The organism is Adlercreutzia equolifaciens (assembly GCF_029076695.1).
GTDB classification, from domain to species: Bacteria; Actinomycetota; Coriobacteriia; order Coriobacteriales; family Eggerthellaceae; genus Adlercreutzia; species Adlercreutzia equolifaciens_A.
The window spans coordinates 1-286 of record NZ_JARFIK010000680.1 but is presented as its reverse complement, the minus strand read 5'-3'; the positions used below and the strand labels follow the sequence as shown (position 1 = coordinate 286).

The 286-nt window shown below is 44.4% G+C and carries 1 protein-coding gene; it reads left to right on the top strand.

The window, feature by feature from the left end:
- The coding region (locus tag PZH32_RS14095) for a hypothetical protein (protein WP_275208894.1) at nt 1-286 on the top strand (286 nt) is incomplete at both ends.

The window sequence follows — 286 nt, the reverse complement described above, 5'->3', positions numbered from 1 at the left end:
AAAAAAAGCCGGAATTTGCCGTAACAGCGAAAGGGCTTGGACATGAGATCCGTCATTATCTCGGAATTAAAGATGTGACCGGGGTACGGGTTCTGATCCGGTATGACGCAGAAAATATATCAGATGAGACATTTGAAAAAGCATGTGGCGGAGTGTTTGCAGAGCCTCCGGTCGATATCCTTTACAGAGAAAGTTTTACAAAGAATGAGACAGATCGGTGCTTTTCAGTTGAATTTCTTCCGGGACAGTTTGACCAGAGAGCAGATTCAGCAGAACAGTGTATCAG